We start from the raw sequence: 16,855 nt of genomic DNA on the forward strand, positions 1-16,855 counted from the left end.
GCCCCGCGCTGCCGTTCGACTTGCATGTGTAAAGCATGCCGCCAGCGTTCAATCTGAGCCAGGATCAAACTCTTCAGTTTAATCTCTGTTTGTTGGCATTTCTGCCATCGGCATTACTGCCGAGTCGCTCACTCAAAATACTGACCGTCACTCATTGCTGAGCAACGTTATACTTTTTGTGAACATTTGATAATTTAAGTAATCAGCTGAACTAGTCAGCCGGCACCTTCATCAAACGCCCACACTTATCGACTGTTAATTTTTAAAGAACTTTGTTCGGTACTGCCTTGCTGCGTTCTGCGAATCGTTTTGTTCGTCAGCAGCAGAGGAAGAAGATTATGCACTACATCGCTTAACTCGTCAACCCCGTCTTTTTCTTCAGCGCCAGCGGTGTTATCAAAACACCCAACTCAACTACTTGATTTCGTTCAGCTTTTACTACGCTACAGAAGCAGGAGGCGAACTATAGCAAAACGCGGCAGGGCCGCGCAAGCCCTTCGCGTGGAAAGTTTTAGAGGAGCCAGTCTATCGGCAGCCAGCCCAGGATGCGCACGCCGGCACGTTTCCAGAAGCCGGTACCCGGCTCTTCCTCATGCCTGCGCAGGCCCTGCCCTGTCTGCTCGAGCCAGACCATTCTGCCATCAGGCTCGATCTGGACGCGGTAGGCGTGCCGAGGCATGGACTGGGTCAAGCGAGCATCCAGCGCGGCCGCCAACGCCGGGCTGTCGATGACCAGGCCCATTTCGGTATTCAGGTCGAGCGAACGCGGATCGAAATTGAAGGACCCGACGAAGATGCGCTGCCGGTCCACGGCAAAGGTCTTGGCATGCAGGCTCGACGATGAGCTGCCGAAGCCGCTGCCGCGCTCCGCCGGCTCGGTCATGCCTTCGCGGCGCAATTCGTACAGTGCGACGCCGGCCTGCAGCAACTCGCGCCGCCTTTTCGCGTACCCCGCATGCACCGCCGGGACATCGGTGGCTTCCAGCGAATTGGTCAGGACCCTGACCGCGGTGCCCCTGGAGGCGATCGCGGCCAGCTCTGCCGTTGTCGCCTTGCCCGGCACGAAATACGGCGAGACCAGGTCGAGCTGGCGTTGCGGCTCGCCCAGCAGGGTACGCAGGCGGACGCCGACCCGTGCCTGCGCCGCGCCTTCGCCCCGTGCCTTGGCCGGGTCGTCGCTGACCAGGCGCGCCTCGCCCCATTCGAGCGGCAGGCGACGCTGCGCCAGTTGCTCGACAAACGGCAGCGCGCGCAAGGCCTGCAGATAAGCCTGTGCCGCGGGCGCCTTGCGCACGGCGGCGGCGCGCTCGGCCAGCCCCTGCACGGGCTGCCCTGCGCCGGCGTCGACCAGTGCGCCGACCGGATAGGCCGACGCACTGTTCCAGTAGCGGTCGAAATCCTGCGACACCGCCTGCACCGCCGGTCCGATTGCCATCACGTCGAGATCGGCAAACAGCACGTCGTTCGCCGCGCCGAAGTATTCGTCGCCGATATTGCGCCCGCCGACGAAGGTCACCTGGTTGTCCACCGTGAACGACTTATTGTGCATGCGCCGGTTCAGACGCGCGAAATCGGTGAGATAGCCGAGTCCGCGCCACGCGCGCGTCGTAAAAGGATTGAACAGCCGCACCTCGATGTTCGGATCGCGGTCCAGCGCCAGCAGCAGCCCATCCAGGCCGGCCGTGTTGTTATCGTCCAGCAGCAGGCGCACCCGGACGCCGCGTGCGGCCGCGGCACGCAAGGCATCCAGCATCAGCACGCCGGTGAGGTCGTTGCGCCATATATAGTATTGGAGGTCGAGACTGCGTTCGGCGCGCTGCGCCAGCAAGATCCGCGCCGCGAAGGCATCGCGTCCCTCGGCCAGCGGATAGATGCCGGACAGCGCCGGGTGGGCTTGCACCAGCGGGGCGATGGCGCCGCCTAACCGCGTCGCGCCGGTATCGGTGAAAGCGCTCGATGCGACGCGCGGGTCGAGTGGCGGCAGCGGGGGCGACAACGAAGCGCAGCCGAATACCGCCGCCGCGACCAGGACGAGCGCCGCACTTCCCTTGAGGAATGCGCCCGTCCGCATGGCGACTACATGCCTTCGAAATCCGGCTTGCGCTTTTCGAGGAAGGCCGCCATGCCCTCTTTCTGGGCCGGCGTGCCGAAGCCGGCATGGAAGAAGCGGCGCTCGTAGCGCACGCCTTCGGTCAGCGTGGTTTCGAACGCGCGGTTGACCGCGTCCTTGATCTGCATGGCGACCGATACCGGCATCTGGGCGATGGTCTGGGCCACCGCCAGTGCTTCGTCCATCACTTTGTCGGCCGGAAACACGCGCGACACCAGCCCGGTGCGCTCGGCTTCCGCCGCATCGATCATGCGCGTGGTCAGCAGCATGTCCATGGCCTTGGATTTGCCGATCGCGCGCGGCAGGCGCTGGGTGCCGCCGGCGCCCGGGGTGACGCCGACCTTGATTTCCGGCTGGCCGAATTTCGCATTGTCGGCCGCGATCAGGAAGTCGCACATCATCGCCAGTTCGCAGCCGCCGCCCAGCGCATAGCCGGACACGACGCCGATTACCGGCTTGCGGATCTCGAGGATGTGTTCCCAATTGCGGCCGATGTAGTTGCCCGGATAGGTGTCGGCGTAGGTGTAGTTGGCCATGGCGGCAATGTCGGCGCCCGCCGCGAACACTTTTTCGCTGCCGGTCAGGATGATGACGTTGACCGCCGGGTCGGCGTCGAAGCCGCGCAGCGCCTGGCCCAGCTCGTTCATCATGTTGTCGTTCAGGGCATTCATCGCCTTGGGACGGTTCAGGCGGACCACGGCCACCTTGCCATGGTTTTCGATGAGCAGGTCGGCATATTCCACGGGACACTCCTGTTAAATATAAGATGACCGTCCGATTGTAGCGCCTGCCGTAGCGTAAATTGCAAGTTCGCTTTGCTATCATCCGGAACCGATCAAAATACACCAGCCCAGGCATTCCCACTTTGTCGCCCCTCGCCTTTTTACGCCAGCTGCGTCACGACAGGCAGTTGCGCGACCCCGACTTCCGCCGCTTCTGGTTCAGCAGCATCCTCACCAACTTCGGTGCCCAGATCACGCTGCTGGCCCTGCCGATCTGCGCCGCGCTGCTGCTGCATGCGACGCCGGCCGAGATGGGCGGCCTGGCCGCGGTGGGCTCGCTGCCGTTCCTGTTATTTGGTCTACCGACCGGCGTGCTGCTCGAGCGCAGCCGGCGCCTGCCGGTGATGCTGTGCAGCGATGCGATGGTCGCCCTCAGCCTGGCCAGCATCCCGCTGGCCTGGTGGCAGGGCTGGCTGTCGGTGCACTGGGTGTACGCGGTGCAGTTCGTGATCGGCACCGGCTACGTAGTGGGCGGCGGCGCCGAGCAGGTGTTCCTCACCTTCCTGGTCGGCCGCGAAGGCCTGATCGATGCCCAGGCCAAGTTCGGCGCCACCGAATCGGCCTCGCGCCTGCTCGGCCCCGGCCTGGCCGGGCTGCTGGTGCAGGCGCTGGGAGCACCGTTCGCGATCCTGTGCAATGTGGGAGGCTTCGCGGTGTCGATCTGGAACCTGCGCCAGATCCGCAAGCAGGAACCGGCGCCGCACCCGCCGCAATCGCACGCACTGCGCGACATGCTGGACGGTTTGTCCTTCGTCTGGGGCCATCCGACGCTGCGCCTGCTGGCCTGGGTCTCGGCCTGCTGGCACCTGCTGTTCTACGGTTACACCGCGCTGTACGTGCTGTTTGCCACCCGCGTGCTCGGCATGTCGCCCGGGATGATGGGCACGGCGCAGATGCTGGGCGGCGTCGGCGTGTTCGTCGCCTCGATGCTGCTCAAGCCGCTGACGAAGCGTTTCGGCTCGGGCGGCACGACCGTGATCGGTCTGTGCGCATCCGGCATCGGCTTCGCGCTGATGCCGCTGATTCCACAGGACCTGTTCGGCAGCCCCGGCGCCAGCGCGATGGCCTACGCCGTGGTCGTGTTCTGGCTCGATTGCGGCGCCCTGCTGTTCTTCCTGCCCTACCTGGCGCTGCGCCAGCGCGTCACGCCGGACGCCTTCCTCGGCCGCATGACCTCGACCATGCGCTTCCTGACGGTGGCGACGGCGCCGCTGGGCGCGGCCGGCGCCGGCCTGCTGGGCGAGCATTTCGGCGTACGCGGCGGCCTCGGTTTCGTGGCGGCCGGCGCCATCCTGCTCACGCTGGGCACCCTGTTGGGCACCCGGCTGCGCCACGTGAAGGATTAACGCCAGATTAACGCAGATCCGCGCGCGGCAGCAGCACCCATAACTGCCCGCGCTGCTTCATGCGGCCGGCATTGTCGGGCGCCTGGCCGCCGAAGCCGAAGAAAAAGTCGGCCCGCACCGCGCCGCGGATCGCGCCGCCGGTGTCCTGTCCCATCACCAGGCGCTGCAAGGGCGTCGTGCTGGCCGGCTCGGTGGTCGCCAGGAAGATCGGCGCACCCAGCGGCAAAAAGGCCGGATCGACCGCCACCGAGCGGGTCGGCGTCAGCGGCACGCCGAGCGCGCCTTTCGGGCCGACGCTCGGGTCTGGCAAGCGCTCTTCGCGGAAGAAGATATAGCTCGGGTTGACGTTGAAGAGTTCCTGGCGCCGTTCCGGGTGCGCCGCGATCCAGGCCTTGATGCCCTGGGCCGTCGCCTCTGCCGACGTGAGTTCGCCCTGCTCGACCAGCCAGCGCCCGATGGCTTTATAGGGATGGCCGTTCTGGTCGGCGTAGGCGATGCGCACGGTCTCGCCGTCGTCGAGCTGGACCCGGCCCGAGCCCTGCACCTCGAGGAAGAAGGCTTCGACCGGGTCGTCGACCCAGACCAGTTCCTTGCCCGGCAGGCGCGCACGTTCGATCTCGGCGCGGCTGTTGTAGGGCACCACGGTCTTGCCGGACAGGCGGCCGCGCAGGCGCATGCCCTTCAGCGCCGGGTAGACGCTGGCCAGGTCGACCGTGATCAGGTCGTCCGGCACTTTGTACAAGGGCGTCTGGTTGGCGCCGCCGCGCTTGCGCGCCCCGCGCAGGAAGGGTTCGTAGTAGCCGGTGATCAGGCCGCTGTCGGCGCCGTCGGCGGCGCGCACCAGGTTGGGCACGAAATTCGTCTCGAAGTAGCGCCGGATGGCACTGCCGTCGCCGGCGTCGACCGTTCTGGACGCTGCGCACACGCTCTTCCAGTCGGCCTTGGCGCCCAGCGCGCGGCAGGATGCCTGGAAGGCCGGCCAGGCCTGGCGCAGGTCGTCCTGCTGCCAGCCCGGCAGCACCTCGAAGCTGACCGGCGTGAACAGCGGCGCGGGCGGCTGCGCAGGCGGCGTGGTCGGCGGCACGGTCACCGGCCCGACCGGCGGCGGCATCTGCACCGGCGGCTTCGGCTGGGGTTGAGGTTGTGGCTGCTGCGGCGTGGTCGTACAGGCGGTCAGCAAAGCCGCCAGCGTCAATAAAGCAGGTACACTGCGACGTGTCGAAATCATAAGGAACCCGTGATGTGGATACTGATGCTGGAAGCAGGCGTGGCGCTGTTCCTGCTCGTGTTCATCGTATGGTGGACCATGTTTGCCGGCCGCAAGCCGGAAGCGCGGCCGCCGGCACCGCCGCAGGTGCGCAAGCACGACGGCGAGGAGCCGCCGGCTTCTTGAATCAGTGCAGGCTGCGCGGCAGCGACAGCACGAATTCGGGAATCGTCACCTCGAAACGGTGCCCATCCTCGGCCACGAAGAAGTATTCGCCGGTCATCGAGCCGTAATTGGTCTCGAACTGGGTGCCGCTCGAGTATTCGAACTGTTCGCCCGGCTGCAGCAGCGGCTGGTGGCCGACCACGCCCAGGCCCTTCACTTCCTGCACCTTGTTGTTGGCGTCGGTGATCACCCAGTGGCGCGAGATCAGCTGGGCTGCGACCGTGCCGGTATTCTTGATCGTGATCGTGTAGGAAAACACGTGCTGCATCCGATCCGGGCTGGACTGTTCCGGCAGGTATTGGGTCCTGACGGTGATCGCGAAATCGTAGGCGGGCATGGTTTTCCTTATAAGCGGTATCAAAACAAGCGATAACAAAACGGCACCCGACATCATACAACGCCGGCAAAAAGCGCGGCGGCGCGGCCGCGTCCATGCGGAGCGAAGTACAATGGCGGTCTCAGAATTCACAAGCAAACCCGGCAGCCACCATGACCACCTACCGCATCGCTCCCAGCATCCTGTCCGCAGACTTCGCCCGCCTGGGCGAGGAAGTGCGCAATGTCGTCGCCGCCGGCGCCGACATCATCCACTTCGACGTGATGGACAACCACTATGTCCCGAACCTGACCATCGGCCCGCTGGTGTGCCAGGCCATCCGTCCGCACGTGCAGGTGCCGATCGACGTCCACCTGATGGTCAAGCCGGTCGACCGCATCATCCCGGATTTCGCCAAGGCCGGCGCCGACATCATCACCTTCCACCCGGAAGCCTCGGAACACATCGACCGTACCCTGCAGCTGATCCGCGACAACGGCTGCAAGGCCGGCCTGGTATTCAACCCGGGCACGCCGATGCACTACCTGGAACACGTGATGGACAAGATCGACATCATCCTGATCATGTCGGTGAATCCCGGCTTCGGGGGCCAGTCCTTCATTCCGGAAGCGCTGAAGAAGATCGCGATCGCGCGCCGCATGATCGACGAATCCGGCCGTGACATCATGCTGGAAGTCGACGGCGGCATCAAGGCCGACAATATCGCCGCCGCGGCAGCCGCCGGCGCCGACACCTTCGTGGCCGGCTCCGCCATCTTCGGCAAGCCGGACTACAAGGCGGTGATCGACGCCATGCGCGCCGAGCTGGCCGGCACCAACGTCCAGGCGTCGCTGTAATGCGGGCGGGCGCCAAGGCCATCAAGGCCGCCATCGTCGACCTGGACGGCACCATGCTGGACACCGTGCCGGATTTCGAACTGGCCCTGAACGGCATGCGCGCCGACTTCGGCCTGGCGCCGATCACGGCAGAGATCATCGAACCGATGGTCGGCAAGGGATCAGAAAAGCTGATCCGCGACGTGCTGGCGCTCGACTATGACGCGACGCGCATCGACGCCGTCTTCGACGACGCGATGGCGGCCTACCAGCGGCACTACCTGGCCATCAACGGCGAGCGCAGCACGCTGTATCCGGACGTGGTCGAAGGCTTGCAGGCCCTCAAGGCGCTGGGCCTGCGCTTGGCCTGCGTGACCAACAAGCCGATCGCCTTCACCACCCCGCTGCTGGCGCAAAAAGGCCTGGCGCCGTATTTCGAGCTGGTCTACGGCGGCGATTCGCTGCCGAAAAAGAAACCCGATCCGCTGCCGCTGCTGCAGGTCTGCCGCGACTTCGACCTGGCGCCATCGAAGGTGGTGGCGATCGGCGACTCCAGCAACGATGCCGAAGCGGCGCGTGCGGCCGGTTGCTTCGTGCTGACGGTACCATATGGTTATAACCACGGAAGGCCTGTGCAAACAATTAATTCCGATGGTATAGTTGATTCGCTGCTCGACGCGGCGAAGCTGATATCTGTTCACAACAGCACTTCAAACTAACTTATCTATACATGTTTTTCACCAAAAAACACACCGTCAACCAAACCGGCGCCCTCGAGGCCTGGCTGTGGCGACGCTGGCAATCCTGGGCTAACTGACCCACGCTGATTGCTGCCGGTGCGCACCCGATGTGCATCACCGGCAGGTTTTTTGTAGAAAACGCCGCCCGACCTCCCCTTTTCGGCCGGCCCGGAGAAAAGCATGACCGAACTCGAATTCAAATCGCTTGCCACGCAAGGCTACAACCGTATTCCCCTGATCGCGGAAGCATTCGCCGACCTGGAAACGCCGCTCACGCTGTACCTGAAGCTGGCCCAGAGCCAGGGCGCCGGCAAGCACACCTTCCTGCTGGAGTCCGTCGTCGGCGGCGAACGCTTTGGCCGCTACTCCTTCATCGGCCTGCCGGCGAAGACGCTGCTGCGCACGCACGGCAACGTGACCACGATCGAAAAGGACGGCCGCGTCATCGAGACGCATGAGGGCAATCCGCTCGACTTCATCGAAAGCTACCAGTCGCGCTTCAAGGTCGCGCTGCGTCCCGGCATGCCGCGCTTCTGCGGCGGCCTGGCCGGCTATTTCGGCTACGACACCGTGCGCCACATCGAGAAGAAGCTGGCGAATTCCGCACCCAAGGACGATCTCGGCCTGCCGGAAATCCAGCTGATGCTGACCGAAGAGCTGGCGGTGATCGACAACCTGTCGGGCAAGCTGTACCTGATCGTCTATGCCGACCCGGCCCAGCCCGAAGCCTATTCGAAGGCCAAGCAGCGCCTGAAGGACCTGCGCATGATGCTGCGCCGGAGCGTGGATGCGCCGGTTACCTCGGCGTCGGTGCGCACCGAAGCGATCCGCGACTTCAGCAAGGAGGATTACCTGAAGGCGGTGGCAGTGGCCAAGGAATACGTGATGGCCGGCGACCTGATGCAGGTGCAAATCGGCCAGCGCATCCGCAAGCCCTACGTGGATTCGCCGCTGTCGCTGTACCGCTCGCTGCGTTCCCTGAACCCGTCGCCGTATATGTATTACTACAACTTCGGCGACATGCAGATCGTGGGCTCGTCGCCCGAGATCCTGGTCAGGAACGAACAGGAAGCCGACGGCCAGCGCAAGGTCACGCTGCGCCCGATCGCCGGCACCCGCCCGCGCGGTTCGACACCGGAACGCGATGCCGAACTGGCGCACGAACTGCTGAACGACCCCAAGGAAGTGGCCGAGCACGTGATGCTGATCGACCTGGCGCGCAACGACATCGGCCGCATCGCCACCACCGGCAGCGTCAAGGTCACCGACAAGATGGTGATCGAGAAGTACTCGCACGTGCAGCACATCGTCTCCAACGTCGAAGGCACGCTGCAGGACAAGCTGTCGAACCTGGACGTGCTGCGCGCCACCTTCCCGGCCGGCACCCTGACCGGTGCGCCCAAGGTGCGGGCAATGGAAATCATCGACGAGCTCGAGCCGGTCAAGCGCGGCATCTACGGCGGCGCCTGCGGTTATCTCTCCTTCGGTGGCGAGATGGACGTCGCCATCGCGATCCGTACCGGCGTGATCAAGGACGGCAACCTGTACGTGCAGGCGGCGGCAGGCATCGTGGCCGATTCCATCCCCGAGATGGAATGGCTGGAAACCGAAAACAAAGCGCGCGCCGTGCTGCGCGCCGCCGAGCAAGTCCAGGACGGCCTGGACGGGGAGATCTGACATGCTTCTCATGATCGACAACTACGATTCCTTCACCTACAACATCGTCCAGTACTTCGGCGAGCTGGGTGAAAACGTGCACACCGTGCGCAACGACGAAATCTCGCTGGAGCAGATCGCCGACCTCAATCCAGACCGCATCTGCGTGTCGCCGGGTCCGAAGTCGCCCAAGGATGCCGGCGTCTCGGTCGACGTGCTGAAGGAGTTCGCGGGCAAGAAGCCGATCCTCGGCGTGTGCCTCGGCCACCAGGCCATCGGCGAAGCCTTTGGCGGCAAGATCATCCGCGCCAAGCAGGTCATGCACGGCAAGACCTCCAAGATTGCCCACACAGGCGAAGGCGTATTCAAGGGCTTGCCCAGCCCCTTTACCGTGATCCGCTACCACTCGCTGGCGATCGAACGCGCGTCGCTGCCGGCCTGCCTGGAAGTGACGGCATGGACCGACGACGGCGAGATCATGGGCGTGCGCCACAAGGAGTTCGACATCGAGGGCGTGCAGTTCCACCCGGAGTCGATCCTGTCCGAGCACGGACACGCGATGCTGAAGAATTTCCTCGAGCGCTGAGCCGTGATCATGATTACCCCCCAAGAAGCCCTGCTGCGCTGCATCGAACACCGTGAAATCTTCCACGACGAGATGCTGCACCTGTTCCGCCAGATCATGTCGGGCGAGATGTCCCCGACCATGGTCGCCGCCCTCACCATGGGCCTGCGCGTAAAAAAGGAAACCATCGGCGAGATCACCGCCGCGGCGCAGGTGATGCGCGAGTTTTCGACCAAGGTGCCGATGGCCGACACCACGAACCTGCTCGACATCGTCGGCACCGGTGGCGACGGCGCCCACACCTTCAACATCTCGACCGCCTCGATGTTCGTGGCCGCCGCCGCCGGCGCGCGCGTGGCCAAGCACGGCGGTCGCAGCGTGTCGTCGTCGAGCGGCAGCGCCGACCTGATCGAATCGCTGGGCGCGCAGATCGACCTGAAACCCGAGCAGATCGCGCAATCGATCGCCCAGACCGGGATCGGCTTCATGTTCGCGCCGAACCACCATGCCGCCATGCGCCACGTGGCGCCGGTGCGCAAGGAACTCGGCGTGCGCAGCATCTTCAATATCCTGGGCCCGCTGACCAATCCGGCCGGCGCCCCGAATATCCTGATGGGCGTGTTCCACCCCGACCTGGTCGGCATCCAGGTGCGCGTGCTGCAGCGCCTCGGCGCCCAGCATGCGATGGTGGTCTGGGGCCGCGACAACATGGACGAAGTCTCGCTCGGCGCCGGCACCCTGGTCGGCGAGCTGGTGAACGGCGAGATCCGCGAGTACGAGATCCATCCGGAAGACTTCGGCCTCTCGATGATCGCCAGCCGCAACCTGAAGGTGGCGGACGCCGCCGAATCCAAGCTGCGTGTGCTGGAAGCGCTGCGCGGCGAACCGGGTCCGGCGACCGACATCGTGGCCCTGAACGCCGGCACCGCGCTGTACGCGGCGGGCGTCGCCGGCTCGATCGAAGACGGCCTGCAGAAAGCGCGCGCCGCCATCGACTCCGGTGCGGCGCTGGCCAAGCTGGACCAGTTCGTCAGCGTCACGCGCCAGCTGGGCGCGAACAATCCATAAGATTCCACCATGTCCGACATCCTCAACAAGATCCTCGCGGTCAAGGCCGACGAGGTCGCCGCTGCCAAGAAATACCAGGACTTCCACAGCCTGCGCCGCGACGTCGAAAGCAATGCCGAACTGCGCGCCGGCGTACGCGGCTTCGAAGCCGGCCTGCGCCGCAGCATCGAGGCGGGCCGTGCCGGCGTGATCGCCGAAGTCAAGAAGGCGTCGCCGTCGAAGGGCGTGCTGCGCGCGGATTTCCAGCCGGCGGCCATCGCCGAAAGCTACGAACAGGGCGGCGCGTCCTGCCTGTCGGTGCTGACCGACCGCCAGTTCTTCCAGGGCGCGCCCGCCTACCTGCAGCAGGCGCGCGCCGCCTGCGCGCTGCCGGTGATCCGCAAGGACTTCATCGTCGACCCGTACCAGGTGTACGAAGCGCGCGCGATGGGCGCCGACGCGATCCTCTTGATCGTCTCTGCGCTGGATCATGGCTTGATGGCGGACCTTGAGGCATGTGCGCAGGAACTCGGTATGGACGTGCTGGTCGAAGTGCATGACGGCGATGAGTTGACCGCGGCACTGCGCCTGAAAACGCGCCTGCTCGGCATCAACAACCGCAACCTGCGCACCTTCGAAGTCACGCTCGACACCACCATCGGCCTGCTGCCGCGCATTCCGGCGGAGCGCCTGGTCGTTACCGAGTCCGGCATCCTCGGGCAGGCCGACGTCAAGCGCATGCGCGACGCCAACGTGCATGCCTTCCTGGTGGGCGAGGCCTTCATGCGCGCGCCCGATCCTGGCACGGAATTGCGGCGCCTGTTCGACTGAGCCTGTAGCGGCAGGCCCTCGAAAAACCGGCGTCGCAGGTTTTTCGAGGGATCCTGTCATGAAGACGATCGTCGGCGCCGGGGTTACCGGATGCGTTGCGGGTTGCCTGCTGCTGTCGGCGGGCCTGAGCGGATGCGCGACCGTCCAGACAGCCGCCTCCAGCGTCACGGCCTCGATCGGCAGCGTCGTCGAACGCCTCGCCCATCCCGAGCCGGCCACCTCGCCCTACCTTGCCTCCTCCGCCGGTCTCGACAGTTACAAGACCGAAGTCGCCCAGCACGTGGTGCGGCACAATCCCGAGCACAATTTCAGCGGCCAGTTGCCGCCGCTGCTGCCGGCCATCGTCGTGCTCGAAATCACGGTCGACCGCGACGGCCAGCTGGCCAGGGTCGCCGTACAGCGCTCGCGCAATCCCGATGCTGCCGAGGTCGCGCTGGCCGCCATGCGCCGCAGTACGCCCCTGCCCAAGCCGCAGCAGCTGGCGCAGGCGACCGGCAAACTCACGTTTTCCGAGACCTTCCTGTTCGCCGACCGCGAGCGCTACCAGCTGCGCAGCCTGGCCGGGCCGCAAGCCTCGGAGTGACGCCGCGCGCCAGGCCGGCCTTCGACCGCGATGTTCAGCCCGCGCTAGGCCGCACGAAGCCCTGCGTCTTGCGCGTCCCCGGCAGCGGCGCGATCGTGATGCCCGGCACGCGGTCGCCCTGCAGCGTCACCTCGAAAGTCATCAGCTCGTCGCGCCGGAAGGCATGCACGGTCACCGTGTCGCCGACGCGGTAGCGCGCGAACAGGCCATCCAGGTTGGACGGGTTGCCGTTGACGCGCAGGCCGTCGACGGCGATCACGATGTCGCCGGCCGACAGGCCGGCCTGGTGCGCGGCGCCGCCCTCGTGGACTTGCGTCAGCTTGGCGCCGCCGGCGTCGCGGCCGATGCCGGCATCGAGCGAAGGCTTGCTGTTCTTGCGCTCGTCGCTGACCTTGACGCCGAAGGGCGCGTACAGCTTGGCCAGCGGGACGTCTTCGGTACCGCGGATGTAGCGTTCGAAAATGCTTTTCAGGCGCACGCCGCTGACTTCGTCGAACAGGGCTTCGACTTCCTTCTCGGTCACGCCACGGGCGCCGCCGTCATAGAAGTCGCGGCCGTAGCGTTCCCACAGCGCGCGCATCACGTCGTCCAGCGACCTGGCGCCGCCGGTCTTGGCGCGGATCGTCAGGTCGAAGGCCAGGCCGATCAGCGAACCCTTGGTGTAATAGCTGATGATGGCGTTCGGCGCGTTCTCGTCCTGGCGGTAGTACTTGCTCCAGGCATCGAAGCTGGACTCGGCCACGCTCTGCTTGGTGCGGCCGCTGCCGCGCAGGACGCTGCCCACGGTTTTACCCAGCAACTTGAAATACGTCGCTTCGCTGATGATGCCGCTGCGCACCAGCATCAGGTCGTCGTAGTAGCTGGTGAACCCTTCGAACAGCCACAGCAGCGGCGTGTAGTTCTCGACCTGGAGGTCGTAAGGCGCGAACACGGCCGGCTTGATACGTTTGACGTTCCAGGTATGGAAGTATTCGTGGCTGCACAGGCCAAGGAATTTGGTGTAGCCCTCATTCGGTTCGGCGGTCTTCGGTGCGGCCGTGGTCGGCAGGTCGGCGCGTGCGCAGATCAGCGCGGTCGAGGCGCGGTGTTCGAGGCCGCCATAGCCGTCGCCGACCGCCATCGTCAGGAACACGTAGCGGTCCATCGGCGCCTTTTTCGTCTTCGGCTCGAAGAAGGCGATCTGCGCTTCGCAGATGGCTTTCAGGTCTTGCTGCAGGCGCGCCATGTCGAGATTCGGCACGCGTCCGGTGATCACGATGTCGTGCTGGATGCCATGGGCCTTGAAGGTGCCGAGCGCGAAATCGGCCATCTCGACCGGGTGGTCGATCAGTTCGTCGTAGTCGGCCGCGATGTAGGTGCCGAAGCCGTAGCGCTTGGCGCCCAGTTCCGGCAGCGAGGTGGCGACGCGCCAGTCGCTGGCCGCCGGGTCGCCCGGACGCTGGATGTCGACCTGGTGCGGCGTGTTTTCCTGGCCCAGCACGCGCAGGAACACGCTGGTGCCGTTGAAGAAGCCGTGGGTCTGGTCGAGGTGGGCGGCGCGCACCGACAGGTCCCAGGCATACACTTCATAGTGGAGGCTGAGCGGACCGTCGACGGGGGCCGCCTGCCAGGCATGCTTGTCGAGCTTGGTCAGCGCCACCGCCTGCCCGCCCGACTCGGCGCGGATGCGCACGATGTTGCGGGCGAATTCGCGGATCATGTAGCTGCCCGGGATCCAGGCCGGCAGCGCGAAGACCTGGCCCTCGCTGGCCGGGGCGGCAACCGTGACGGTGACATTGAACAGGTGCCCGGCAAGATCTTTGGGCACGATGGTGTACTGGACTGCCGGTGGGTTCTTTTGTTTGGCTTTTTTCATGTTTGTGAACAAACTCTCTCCGATACGCCCAAGTGTAATCGGATTCTTCAGCCGGAGCGAGTTCACGCCATGGATCGTTCACACCGTGGATAAATCGGCCGGCGTGTCGATATCGAGGAAGATGCCGCGGTCCTGCACCGCCACTTCCGTCACCGGGCAGGTTTGCAGCAGGCGGCGCGCGCCCTGGTCGCCCTGCAGCGCAAGCAGCGCGTCCAGGTGCACGCGGCCGAAGCCGACCGGATTGCCGCGCCGGCCAGCGTGGACCGGGGCCACGATCGGGGCGCCGGCGGCCAGCGCGTCGCGCAATGCGGCCAGGGTAGACGGTGCCACATGCGGCATGTCGCCCAGCGCCACCAGCCAGGCATCCGGCGCCTCGCCCGCAGCGGACAGTGAATCGCGCAATGAATAGCGTAGTGCATGCACCAGCGACGCCGCCATGCCGCTGTCCGCATCCGCGCAGACGGTGACGTCGCAGCCCAGCCCCGCCAGCAGCGCGGCCACGCCGCCGTCAAGAGGCGGCACCACCGCGACCACGCGCGGCATGACGGCCAGCAGCTTGCGCGCGCTGGCCACCACCACCGGGTCGCCCGACGGCAGTACTTGCAGCAGCTTGTTGCGGGCGCCGGCAGGATCGAAGCGCCGCCCCCTGCCCGCGGCCATCAGGATTCCAACCGGCGCAAAGCCGAGGGCGCCCATGCTCGCGGGATTACTGCTTGATCGACTGCAGTTTCTTCTCGAGCGTCGGCAGGTCGACCGCGCCCGGGATGCGGCTGCCGTCGGTAAAGAAGATCGCCGGGGTGCCGGTGATCCGCAGTTGCTGGCCGAGCGCCACGATCTTGTCGTTCGGGGTCTCGCAGCTGGCGGGGGCCGCCGGCGCTGCCTTGCCGCTGATCATCCAGTCGTCCCAGGCCTTGGCGCGGTCCGGCGAACACCAGATGTTCTTCGATTTCACGAACGAGTCGTCCGACAGGATGTTGTACATGAAGGTGTAGACCGTCACGTTGTCCAGGTTCTTGAGCGTGGTCTGGCGCAGGCGCTTGCAGTAGCCGCAGTTCGGATCCTCGAACACGGCGATCACGCGCTTGCCGTCGCCCTTGACCTGCTTGATCGCCGAGCTCAGCGGCAGGTCGGAGAACTTGATCTTGTTGATATCCTGGATGCGTTCGCTGGTCAGGTCGCGCGTGGTCTTGGCATCGTAGACGTGGCCGATGACCAGGTATTCGCCCTTCTTGTCGGTGTACATGATGTCGCCGGCAACGCGCAGCTCGTACAGGCCGGAATACGGGGTTTCCTTGATCGATTCGATCTTGGCGCCGCCCAGGCGCGGCTCGATGTTCTTCTTGATGGTCGCCTCGACCGAGTTCTGCGCCTCGACGCAGGACGTGATCAGGCCGGTCGCCAGCAAGAGGGCGAGCTTGGTTTTGAACATGACTGAATTCCTAATGACGGTATGTGGAAATTATTTGCCGGCCGGGCTGCCGAGCGCATGGGCAATCAAACGACGCTTGACCAGAGGCAATTTATCCAGCAAGTTTAAGCCCAAATTGCGCACCACGCGCAGCGGTTCCAGGTTAGTACTGAACAAGCGCTCCAGACCGTCGGTAGCAAGTTGCATCAGCAACACATCTTCCTTGCGTGCGCGGGCGTAGCGCGCCAGCACGCGCTCGTCGCCGATGCCGTGGTGCGCTTCGCGTGCGCCAAGCACCTCCAGCAAGTCGACGATGTCGCCGAAGCCCAGGTTCATGCCATGGCCGGCCAGCGGATGCACCACGTGGGCGGCATCGCCGATCAGCACCACGTGCGGCGCCGTCACCGCATGCGGACGCACCAGCGCCAGCGGCAGCGCCTTCACCGCTTCCGGCTGCAGCGGCTTCAGCAGGCCGAGCTTCTCGTCGGCGTGTTCGCCGAGGCGGATCGCGAGCTCGCCCAGCGATTCGTTCATGATGGTGTCGGCCAGGGTATCCGGCGCCGACCACACCAGCGACACCTGGTTGCCCGGCAGCGGTAGCAAGGCGATGATGCCTTCCTTGCAGGTGAACCACTGGTGGGCGACGTTGTGGTGCGGCTTGTCGCAGGAAAAATTGGCGACGATCGCGCGCTGGTGATAGGGGCGGTAATCGATGCCGATGTCGCACTGGCCGCGCACCCAGGATTCGCGCCCGTCGGCGCCGACCACCAGCTGGGCGTCGATGTGGCTGCCGTCTTCCAGCTCGATGCGGGCGCCGTCCGGGCTGCAGGCCAGCCGGGTGGCGCTGCCACCGACCACCTCGACGTTCTGGGCGAAGCGCAGCGCGGCATCCAGCGCCCCGTTCAGGTTGCTGTCCTCGACGATCCAGGCCAGCGTGCCGGTGTGGGCGCCGAAGGCATCGAAGCCGAGCTGGCCACCGTTCTCGCCGTCGCCATGCACGTCCATCGCATCGACCGGTGCCACGCGCGCCAGGTCGAGCGCGCCCCACACCTTGAGCGAGGACAGCAGTTCGTGCGCCGTATGGTTGAGCGCGTACACGCGCACGTCCCAGGGGGCCTCGCCGGCCACGGCCGCGACTGCGGGGCGGCGCGGTGGCGTCAGGAGCGTGACGCTGTGCCCGGCCTGCGACAAGCCCAGGGCAGCGGTCTTGGCAATCGCGCCGTCGCCGACGATGCAGACGTCGCTTCTGCGGCGGTCGCTACGGCTGTTGCGCACTTGTGCGGTGGAAGTGATTTGTGTGGTCATGACACCATTATAGCCCCTTCATTGCGCGCACTTTTCACCGGGC

17 protein-coding genes and 1 rRNA gene are annotated in these 16,855 nt (G+C 65.4%); 9 read left to right on the forward strand and 9 right to left on the reverse strand.

All coding sequences use genetic code 11. The features are described from left to right. The 3 genes from FBX97_RS18175 to FBX97_RS18185 form a co-directional block, all read right to left on the reverse strand. Positions 1-80, reverse strand: a 16S ribosomal RNA gene (locus tag FBX97_RS18175); the annotation flags it as partial. Between the two features lie 431 nt (positions 81-511). Next, a complete protein-coding gene (locus FBX97_RS18180) occupies positions 512-2,071 on the reverse strand; it encodes a phospholipase D family protein (protein WP_141834694.1) in 1,560 nt (519 codons plus the stop codon). Between the two features lie 5 nt (positions 2,072-2,076). Continuing rightward, complete coding sequence (locus FBX97_RS18185) at positions 2,077-2,853, reverse strand: enoyl-CoA hydratase (RefSeq protein WP_141834697.1); 777 nt, start codon at positions 2,851-2,853, stop codon at positions 2,077-2,079. Positions 2,854-3,020: 167 nt separating this feature from the next. Between FBX97_RS18185 and FBX97_RS18190 the strand changes: the two genes are divergently transcribed. Next, a complete protein-coding gene (locus FBX97_RS18190) occupies positions 3,021-4,238 on the forward strand; it encodes an MFS transporter (protein ID WP_255517541.1) in 1,218 nt (405 codons plus the stop codon). A gap of 7 nt (positions 4,239-4,245) precedes the next feature. Here the strand turns inward: FBX97_RS18190 and FBX97_RS18195 are convergent, their stop codons facing one another. Then, entirely contained in the window at positions 4,246-5,466 is a 1,221-nt protein-coding gene (locus FBX97_RS18195; protein ID WP_141834700.1) for a murein transglycosylase A, read from the reverse strand. Positions 5,467-5,478: 12 nt separating this feature from the next. On the opposite strand from FBX97_RS18195, the gene FBX97_RS29625 reads away from it, so the two are divergent. Beyond that, entirely contained in the window at positions 5,479-5,631 is a 153-nt protein-coding gene (locus FBX97_RS29625; protein ID WP_185748649.1) for a hypothetical protein, read from the forward strand. Position 5,632: 1 nt separating this feature from the next. Here FBX97_RS29625 and apaG read toward each other — a convergent pair whose 3' ends face one another. Beyond that, on the reverse strand, positions 5,633-6,007 hold the full coding sequence (gene apaG / locus FBX97_RS18200) for a Co2+/Mg2+ efflux protein ApaG (RefSeq protein WP_141834703.1): 375 nt from the start codon (positions 6,005-6,007) through the stop codon (positions 5,633-5,635). 152 nt (positions 6,008-6,159) lie between these two features. Between apaG and rpe the strand changes: the two genes are divergently transcribed. The 7 genes from rpe (at position 6,160) to FBX97_RS18235 (ending at position 12,244) form a co-directional block, all read left to right on the forward strand. Next, entirely contained in the window at positions 6,160-6,843 is a 684-nt protein-coding gene (rpe, locus tag FBX97_RS18205) for a ribulose-phosphate 3-epimerase (RefSeq protein WP_141834706.1), read from the forward strand. Beyond that, positions 6,843-7,541 carry a phosphoglycolate phosphatase gene (locus FBX97_RS18210; RefSeq protein ID WP_141834709.1) on the forward strand — a complete coding sequence of 233 codons (699 nt, stop codon included), beginning with the start codon at positions 6,843-6,845 and terminating at the stop codon, positions 7,539-7,541. Before rpe ends, FBX97_RS18210 begins: the two co-directional genes overlap by 1 nt. Before the next feature lie 201 nt (positions 7,542-7,742). Further along, positions 7,743-9,239, forward strand: a complete 1,497-nt coding sequence (gene trpE / locus FBX97_RS18215; protein WP_141834712.1) for an anthranilate synthase component I — start codon at positions 7,743-7,745, stop codon at positions 9,237-9,239. 1 nt (position 9,240) lies between these two features. Next, entirely contained in the window at positions 9,241-9,804 is a 564-nt protein-coding gene (locus tag FBX97_RS18220; RefSeq protein WP_141834715.1) for an aminodeoxychorismate/anthranilate synthase component II, read from the forward strand. A gap of 6 nt (positions 9,805-9,810) precedes the next feature. After that, positions 9,811-10,851, forward strand: coding sequence for an anthranilate phosphoribosyltransferase (gene trpD, locus FBX97_RS18225; RefSeq protein ID WP_141837033.1), 1,041 nt, complete (start codon positions 9,811-9,813; stop codon positions 10,849-10,851). A 9-nt stretch (positions 10,852-10,860) separates the two neighbouring features. Next, positions 10,861-11,661 (forward strand): indole-3-glycerol phosphate synthase TrpC, encoded by an 801-nt coding sequence (gene trpC / locus FBX97_RS18230; protein ID WP_141834718.1) that lies wholly within the window; start codon positions 10,861-10,863, stop codon positions 11,659-11,661. A gap of 58 nt (positions 11,662-11,719) precedes the next feature. After that, on the forward strand, positions 11,720-12,244 hold the full coding sequence (locus FBX97_RS18235; RefSeq protein ID WP_185748650.1) for a TonB C-terminal domain-containing protein: 525 nt from the start codon (positions 11,720-11,722) through the stop codon (positions 12,242-12,244). Between the two features lie 34 nt (positions 12,245-12,278). Here FBX97_RS18235 and FBX97_RS18240 read toward each other — a convergent pair whose 3' ends face one another. From FBX97_RS18240 to FBX97_RS18255, 4 genes are all read right to left on the reverse strand, one after another. Next, positions 12,279-14,099, reverse strand: a complete 1,821-nt coding sequence (locus FBX97_RS18240) for a M61 family metallopeptidase (protein ID WP_141834724.1) — start codon at positions 14,097-14,099, stop codon at positions 12,279-12,281. Between the two features lie 78 nt (positions 14,100-14,177). Further along, positions 14,178-14,759 carry an NTP transferase domain-containing protein gene (locus FBX97_RS18245; protein WP_255517542.1) on the reverse strand — a complete coding sequence of 194 codons (582 nt, stop codon included), beginning with the start codon at positions 14,757-14,759 and terminating at the stop codon, positions 14,178-14,180. A gap of 46 nt (positions 14,760-14,805) precedes the next feature. Then, positions 14,806-15,528, reverse strand: coding sequence for a DsbC family protein (locus FBX97_RS18250; RefSeq protein ID WP_141834730.1), 723 nt, complete (start codon positions 15,526-15,528; stop codon positions 14,806-14,808). A 30-nt stretch (positions 15,529-15,558) separates the two neighbouring features. Continuing rightward, positions 15,559-16,812, reverse strand: a complete 1,254-nt coding sequence (locus FBX97_RS18255) for an FAD-dependent monooxygenase (RefSeq protein ID WP_141834733.1) — start codon at positions 16,810-16,812, stop codon at positions 15,559-15,561. Positions 16,813-16,855 lie beyond the last annotated feature (43 nt).

It is taken from the genome of Herbaspirillum sp. SJZ107, assembly GCF_006715485.1.
In the GTDB taxonomy this organism is placed as follows: domain Bacteria; phylum Pseudomonadota; class Gammaproteobacteria; order Burkholderiales; family Burkholderiaceae_D; genus Telluria.

Bases quoted from the DNA above. Each gene is read 5' to 3' on its own strand.
- FBX97_RS18180 (WP_141834694.1), bottom strand. From the start codon at position 2,071: ATGCGGACGGGCGCATTCCTCAAGGGAAGTGCGGCGCTCGTCCTGGTC.
- FBX97_RS18195 (WP_141834700.1), bottom strand. From the start codon at position 5,466: ATGATTTCGACACGTCGCAGTGTACCTGCTTTATTGACGCTGGCGGCT.
- FBX97_RS29625 (WP_185748649.1), top strand. From the start codon at position 5,479: ATGTGGATACTGATGCTGGAAGCAGGCGTGGCGCTGTTCCTGCTCGTG.
- apaG (WP_141834703.1), bottom strand. From the start codon at position 6,007: ATGCCCGCCTACGATTTCGCGATCACCGTCAGGACCCAATACCTGCCG.
- rpe (WP_141834706.1), top strand. From the start codon at position 6,160: ATGACCACCTACCGCATCGCTCCCAGCATCCTGTCCGCAGACTTCGCC.
- FBX97_RS18210 (WP_141834709.1), top strand. From the start codon at position 6,843: ATGCGGGCGGGCGCCAAGGCCATCAAGGCCGCCATCGTCGACCTGGAC.
- trpE (WP_141834712.1), top strand. From the start codon at position 7,743: ATGACCGAACTCGAATTCAAATCGCTTGCCACGCAAGGCTACAACCGT.
- FBX97_RS18220 (WP_141834715.1), top strand. From the start codon at position 9,241: ATGCTTCTCATGATCGACAACTACGATTCCTTCACCTACAACATCGTC.
- trpC (WP_141834718.1), top strand. From the start codon at position 10,861: ATGTCCGACATCCTCAACAAGATCCTCGCGGTCAAGGCCGACGAGGTC.
- FBX97_RS18235 (WP_185748650.1), top strand. From the start codon at position 11,720: ATGAAGACGATCGTCGGCGCCGGGGTTACCGGATGCGTTGCGGGTTGC.
- FBX97_RS18240 (WP_141834724.1), bottom strand. From the start codon at position 14,099: ATGAAAAAAGCCAAACAAAAGAACCCACCGGCAGTCCAGTACACCATC.
- FBX97_RS18245 (WP_255517542.1), bottom strand. From the start codon at position 14,759: ATGGCCGCGGGCAGGGGGCGGCGCTTCGATCCTGCCGGCGCCCGCAAC.
- FBX97_RS18250 (WP_141834730.1), bottom strand. From the start codon at position 15,528: ATGTTCAAAACCAAGCTCGCCCTCTTGCTGGCGACCGGCCTGATCACG.
- FBX97_RS18255 (WP_141834733.1), bottom strand. From the start codon at position 16,812: ATGACCACACAAATCACTTCCACCGCACAAGTGCGCAACAGCCGTAGC.